4 protein-coding genes are annotated in these 6,326 nt (G+C 58.4%); 2 read left to right on the top strand and 2 right to left on the bottom strand.

Going from position 1 to position 6,326, the window contains the following annotated elements; all coding sequences use genetic code 11:
• A partial coding sequence (locus tag AC07N8_RS26390) for a M10 family metallopeptidase C-terminal domain-containing protein (RefSeq protein WP_495065930.1) occupies nucleotides 1–3,886 on the bottom strand: 3,886 nt, incomplete at its 3' end.
• Nucleotides 3,887–4,095: 209 nt separating this feature from the next.
• Between AC07N8_RS26390 and AC07N8_RS26385 the strand changes: the two genes are divergently transcribed.
• Both AC07N8_RS26385 and AC07N8_RS26380 read left to right on the top strand, forming a co-directional pair.
• The gene (locus AC07N8_RS26385) at nucleotides 4,096–4,740 is read left to right on the top strand and encodes an MBL fold metallo-hydrolase (protein ID WP_493146497.1); all 645 of its coding nucleotides are present in this window, start codon (nucleotides 4,096–4,098) and stop codon (nucleotides 4,738–4,740) included.
• Nucleotides 4,741–4,843: 103 nt separating this feature from the next.
• Nucleotides 4,844–5,548 (top strand): YiaD family glycine zipper/OmpA-like lipoprotein, encoded by a 705-nt coding sequence (locus AC07N8_RS26380; protein ID WP_483842833.1) that lies wholly within the window; start codon nucleotides 4,844–4,846, stop codon nucleotides 5,546–5,548.
• A 260-nt stretch (nucleotides 5,549–5,808) separates the two neighbouring features.
• Here AC07N8_RS26380 and AC07N8_RS26375 read toward each other — a convergent pair whose 3' ends face one another.
• Nucleotides 5,809–6,243, bottom strand: a complete 435-nt coding sequence (locus AC07N8_RS26375; protein ID WP_123435090.1) for a Z-ring associated ZapG family protein — start codon at nucleotides 6,241–6,243, stop codon at nucleotides 5,809–5,811.
• Between the last annotated feature and the right edge of the window lie 83 nt (nucleotides 6,244–6,326).

The raw sequence follows: 6,326 nt of genomic DNA, 5'->3' as shown, positions 1-6,326 counted from the left end.
AGATGTCGTTGCCCTTGCCGCCACTCATGGTGTCCAGGCCCGCGCGACCGTTGAGTTCGTTGTCGCCGTCGTTGCCGATTAACACATTGTTCCGGGCGTTGCCGATGCCGTTGAGGTTGTCGGTGCCGGTGAGGGTCAGGTTTTCCAGGTTGGCACTCAGGGTGTAAGTGACCGAGGCGAAAACGCTGTCGATCTCGAAATTTACTTCACTGGTTTCGCTGATGACATCGCCGACGTTGTCGACGATGTAGGTGTCGTCGCCGCGACCACCCGCCATGAAGTCGGCACCCGCGCCACCGTCCAGGACGTTGTCGTCGTTGTTGCCGGTGAGCCGGTTGTTCAGGGCGTTGCCTGTGCCGTTGAGGTCACCGAAACCCAGCAGGTTCAGGTTTTCAACGTTGGCACCCAGGGTGTAGCTGAGCGTGGAGTTGACGGTGTCGATTTCCGAGGTCGAAGTGCCGCGCTCGATCACCACGTCACCGACGTTGTCGACGTAGTAGGTGTCGTTGCCGGCGCCGCCGTCCAGGGTGTCGGCTCCGGTACCACCGTCCAGGGTGTTGTTGTCAGCGTTACCGGTCAGGGCGTTGTTCAGGCTGTTGCCCGTCAGGTTGAATGATCCGCTGCCCTGCACAATGATGTTTTCGACGTTCTGCAGATTGCCGGTCAGGTCGACATAGTTGCCAAACAGCCTCGGGTCGCCGCCGTTGTAGCCAATGTAGAGCGTGTCGGTCCCCTCGTTCGCATTCTCCTGAACACGGGACAGTTCACCCGCCTGGTCGATACCGTAGTCATCGTTACCCTTGCCTCCGATCAGCGTGTCGAGTCCGGCGCCACCGTTGAGCTGGTTGTCGCCATCGTTGCCGATCAGCACGTTGTTCTGGGTGTTGCCGACGCCGTTGATGTTAGCGGTGCCGGTGAGGGTCAGGTTCTCCAGGTTGGCGCCGAGCACGTAGGTGACCGAGGAGCGCACGGTGTCGATTTCGCCGGCGACGTTGCTGGTTTCACTGACGACATCGCCGATGTTATCGACGACATAAGTATCGTTGCCTGTGCCGCCTGCCATGAAGTCGGCGCCCAGGCCGCCGTCTATCAGGTTGTCGCCACTGTTGCCGATCATCCCGTTGTTCAAGGCATTGCCGGTCACGCTGAACGCGCCGCTGCCCTGGATCAGGACGTCCTCGACGTTCTGCAGATTGCTCAGGCCGAGGTCGACCACATAATCCTGCGCGGTCGCATTGTAGGTGACGTACAGCGAGTCTTTGCCTTCGCCGGCGTTTTCCTGAACCAACGCCAGTTCACCGGACTGATCCAGGATGTAACCGTCATCACCCTTGCCGCCGATCATCGTGTCCAGACCACCGCCACCGCTCAACTGGTTGTCGGCATCGTTGCCCGTCAGCACGTTGTTCTGGCTGTTGCCGAACGCATTGATGGGGCCGGTGTTCGTGCCGACGAGTGTCAGGTTTTCCAGGTTTGCGCCCAGCGTGAATGTCACGGAGGAACGCACGGTGTCGATTTCACTGGCCAGGGTGCTGGTTTCCACCACCACGTCGCCGACATTGTCGACAAGGTAGGTGTCGTTACCCGTCCCGCCCGCCAGGTAGTCGCCGCCGGCGCCACCATCGAGGATGTTGTCGCCGGCATTCCCGGTGATCACGTTGTTCAGGATGTTGCCGGTGCCGTTGAGATTGGCGGTGCCCAGCAGTGTCAGGTATTCGACATTGGCGCCCAAGGTGTAGTCGATCGATGCGGCGACCGCGTCGATTTCCGAGGTGGAGGCGCCGCGCTCGATAACGACGTCACCGACGTTGTCAACGTAGTAGCTGTCGTTGCCAGCCCCACCGTCCATGATGTCGGCACCGGTCATGCCGTTGAGAATGTTCGCGCTCGCGTTACCGGTCAGGAGGTTGTTCAGGTCGTTACCGGTAAGGTCGACTTGAGCAGTGCCTACCAGTTGGCCGTTCTCGATATTGGTGCCCAGCGCATACCCGATGGAGCTCTGGACCAGGTCGATGCCTTCATTGGCGGCTTCGACCACCGAGTCCGCAACGTCGTCCACGACATAGGTGTCGTTACCGAGTCCGCCGATCATTGTGTCGGCACCAGCGCCCCCATCAAGGGTGTCGTTGCCCAGTCCACCGTCGAGCGTGTTGCTGTCGGCGTTGCCGATCAAGGTGTTGTTCAGGCTGTTGCCGGTGACGCTAAACGCCCCGGTGCCCAGCAATTGAACGTCCTCGATATTCTGCAGGTTGCTCAGCCCCAGATTGATGGCATGGTCTTGCGTCGTTGCGTTGTAGACAACGTACACGGTGTCCTTGCCTTCGTTGGCGCTTTCCTGGATCAGGGCCATTTCACCGACCTGGTCGACGTCATAGATATCGTTGCCCTTGCCGCCACTCATGGTGTCCAGGCCCGCGCGACCGTTGAGCTCGTTGTCGCCGTCGTTGCCGGTCAGCACGTTGTCCTGAGTGTTGCCGATGCCATAGATGTTGTTGGCGCCGGTCAGGGTGAGGTTTTCCAGGTTGGCACCGAGGGCGTAGTTGACCGAGGAACGCACGGTGTCGATTTCGCTGGCCAGGGTGCTGGTTTCGCTGATGACATCGCCGACGTTGTCGATGAAGTAGGTGTCGTTGCCGGCGCCACCAATCAGGGTGTCGGCGCCAGTATCGCCATCAAGCACGTTGTTGCCGGCGTTACCTGTGATCACGTTGTTCGAGGCGTTGCCGGTGCCGTTGAGGTTGCCGCTGGTGAGCAGCGTGAGGTTTTCCACGTTGGGGCTAAAGGTGAGGTTGTAGCTGACCGTGGAATAAACCGAGTCGATTTCCGTGGCGGACGTACCGGTTTCAACGACCACATCATTTTTATTGTCGACGTAGTAGGTATCGTTACCCGCGCCACCGTACATGGTGTCCGCGCCTTCGCGGCCATCCAGGACGTTGTCCAGGGCATTGCCTTTCAAAATGTCGTTGAACGTCGAGCCAATGGCGTTTTCGATCTTCGTACCGTAAGCAATCGCAAGACCGCTATTGAAGATGTAGGTGGTCCCGCTGGTGCTGTTTTCGAAATAGACACCGATGGAGCTGAACGCGCCCTCGTTCAAGTCGAGGTTGACCGAATTCAGCTGGTTGCTGGCGTCGATCGTATCGGTGCCATCGGAATCCCAGATGGTTTCGAATACCTTCTGGTAACTTTCCCAACGATAGACGTTGTCGCCGGATTGCCACTGGGTATTGGCCCCATACAGTGCCTGGATCGCGAGAATGTCCAGAAGCATCGGCGTTGTAGGCTGATACGAGTAGTTGTTGTTGTAACTCATCACGGTGAAGCGGACATCGTCCAGCGACGGGTCCAGGATCGTGGTGTTCAGCGAGTTGGGCGAGAAGGGGTGTTTAAGTCCGATGGCATGACCGATCTCGTGGATATAGGTCATGTAATCGTAGGAGCCATTGATAGGAAACTCATTGGCTGGCTCGCCGATCCAGACATCCCCGCCCTTGGGCGTATTGGACGGTGTGTAGGCCCAGGCAGCGGCCTGATCCTCCATCAGCGCATAGCCGCCAAAGCGTAAGTCACCGACGTTCGAAATATCGTCGGTGGTCTGTGTGAATTTGATATTGGCGACCGCACTCCAGGAGCTCAGCGCTCTGATAATGCCGCCACGCTGGTCCTGCGACAGCTCGTACATTGCCAGGTATTCATTGTCGGCACTGTAGTTGGTAGCAAAGTAGGAATTGCTGCCCGAGATGAAGCTGTAGCTCAGGTTCGTCGGTCCGCCAACGGTCCAGCTGGAACCTAGCCAGTAAGTTCCGGAGAGCAGACTGTCTACGGGTTTGACGCCAGTCAACGAAGAATAAAAGCTTAAGGTGGAACCAGTCGGAGTAGGCATGCGAAATTCCTGAGTGCGCTGCGGCCCTTCCTGGATGCGGCCGCTACAAAAGTACAATTCTGCACCAGAATCGGTGCAGTTGACATCATCTGGCCACTACTTTTCTTTTGCTGACGTCAAGTAATTGGCCTGGCGATCTGTATCGGCGAGTGGCGTAGAATCCTGAGCACCCTCATTGCCTTCTGTCTAATACAGGCCATCGATTTCCCATGACCGTTACAAGCCCCGCCCTGATCCGCGAAACCTTCCCCGTCGGTCCGTTGCAGTGCAACTGCACCATCATCGGCGATCCGATCAGCAAAAAAGCGATCGTCGTAGACCCGGGTGGCAATCATGAATTGATCCTGGCGCGCCTCAATGCCTTGGGCTTGAAGGTGGTCAGCATCATCCATACCCACGCGCACCTTGATCACTTCCTGGCCTCCGGTCAGTTGAAGGAGAAAACCGGCGCGACCTTGCACCTGCACAAGGAAGATCAGTTCCTCTGGGACAACCTGGAGATGCAATGCCAGATGTTCGGTGTGCCTTACACGCCGGTGCCATCGCCGGATCGTTGGCTGGCCGATGACGAAGAACTGGCCTGCGGTTGCGGTGTGGCGATCCACACGCCGGGGCATACGCCAGGTTCCATGAGCTTCTGGTTTTCAGAGGCTAAGCTGTTGATCGCCGGTGATACGCTGTTTCGGCGCGGGGTAGGGCGCACGGATTTGTGGGGCGGCGACCAGGCGACCATCGTGCGGTCGATCAAGCAGCGGCTGTATACCCTCGACGAAGAGGCGACCGTGGTCACCGGGCATGGTCCGGACACGCGTCTGGGTGATGAAATGCGCGAGAACCCGTTCGTGCGGGCCTGATTTGTAACACAGGGAATTTTTGACCGGCGCGACGATCCAACGCCCGCAAAGGTTCAATGCTTAAGTCCGTTGCACCACAGAATGCAAAAAGTAGGAGCTCTTAATGTTCACCATGCGTCCTTTGATTATTGTCGCTACCGCAGTGGCTTTGCTGTCGGGCTGTGCTTCGCCCAACCCTTACAACGGCCAGCCCCAGGGGCAGGCTGATACCGGCTCCGAAGGCATGAGCAAAACCGCTAAATACGGCGGTCTCGGTGCCTTGGCAGGTGCTTTGGCCGGTGCCGCGATCAATCACGATAACCGTGGCAAGGGTGCGCTGATCGGCGCAGCGGTGGTGGGTGCTTCTGCCGCCGGTTACGGTTACTACGCCGACCAGCAAGAGAAAAAACTGCGCGCCAGCATGGCCAACACCGGGGTTGAAGTGCAGCGCCAGGGCGACCAGATCAAGCTGATCATGCCAGGCAACATCACGTTTGCCACCGATTCGGCGAACATCGCCCCAAGCTTCTATCAGCCACTGAACAACCTGGCGGGCTCGCTCAAGGAGTTCAACCAGAACCAGATCGAAATCGTCGGCTACACCGACAGCACCGGTGCGCGTCAGCACAACATGGACCTGTCCCAGCGTCGTGCGCAGAGCGTGGCGACTTACCTGACGTCGCAAGGCGTGAGCGGTGCCAACCTCTCGGCTCGCGGTGCCGGCCCGGATAACCCGATTGCCAGCAACGGTGATACCAATGGTCGGGCACAGAACCGTCGCGTTGAAGTCAACTTGAAAGCGATTCCGGGTCAGCAGTATCCTCAGTAATACCCGTTTTACCTTTACCAACCTGACTGAACCCCAGGCGTAAAAAAAGAGCCCGCCCGATCCTCAACAGATCGGGTGGGCTTTTTTGTGTCCGCCGTTCTGACCTCTTCGCGAGCAGGCTCGCTCCCACAGGAGGAACGCGATCAACTGTGGGAGCGAGCCTGCTCGCGAAGGGGCCAGAACAGACACAAAACCTACAGCAACAAAAAAGCCCCCGGACAATCACTCGTCCGAGGGCTTTTATACTGCGCGAAACCTGATTACTTCTTCAGGCCGTAATGCTCATCGAGCATGCCCGGCGCGTTCGGGGATTTGGGTGCGTAGTCGCGAGGCGGCTCCTGGTTGCGCGGCGGCGTCAAGCGTTCACGTGGGGCCACTGCCGCATCGGCGTGCAGCGAGGCCAGCAGGCGTTGGCGAGTCTGCTCGTCCAGGGCCAGGCGGTTGGCGCCCTCGGCGAGGTGATCCTGCACTTCCTGATAGCTCTGAGTCAGCTTCTTGACCAGGGTGGCAGTGCTGTTGAAGTGGGTCACCACCTCATTCTGATAACTGTCGAAACGTTCCTGAATGTCGTCCAGCTGACGTTGCGTGCTGCTCGGCGCGGCATTCGGCACCAGGCGAGCGATCAGGAATCCAATGGCGACACCCACAACCAGGGCAAGAGTCGGTAACAACCAAACTAAGAGCGAGTGTTCCACGAGTCCTTCCTCTATAAACGGCTTTGCTTTACGTTAACGGCTCGAACCTGCGCTGTATACCGCGATTCACTCGCAATAGATTG

This window comes from Pseudomonas sp. GW821-FHT10C09 (assembly GCF_059415465.1).
Note: the sequence above shows the minus strand (reverse complement) of the source record. Positions and strands in the feature narration are given on the sequence as shown.

What these genes read in the sequence shown, in the direction of transcription:
- AC07N8_RS26380 (WP_483842833.1), top strand. Translation starts at nt 4,844, where the DNA reads ATGTTCACCATGCGTCCTTTGATTATTGTCGCTACCGCAGTGGCTTTG.
- AC07N8_RS26385 (WP_493146497.1), top strand. Translation starts at nt 4,096, where the DNA reads ATGACCGTTACAAGCCCCGCCCTGATCCGCGAAACCTTCCCCGTCGGT.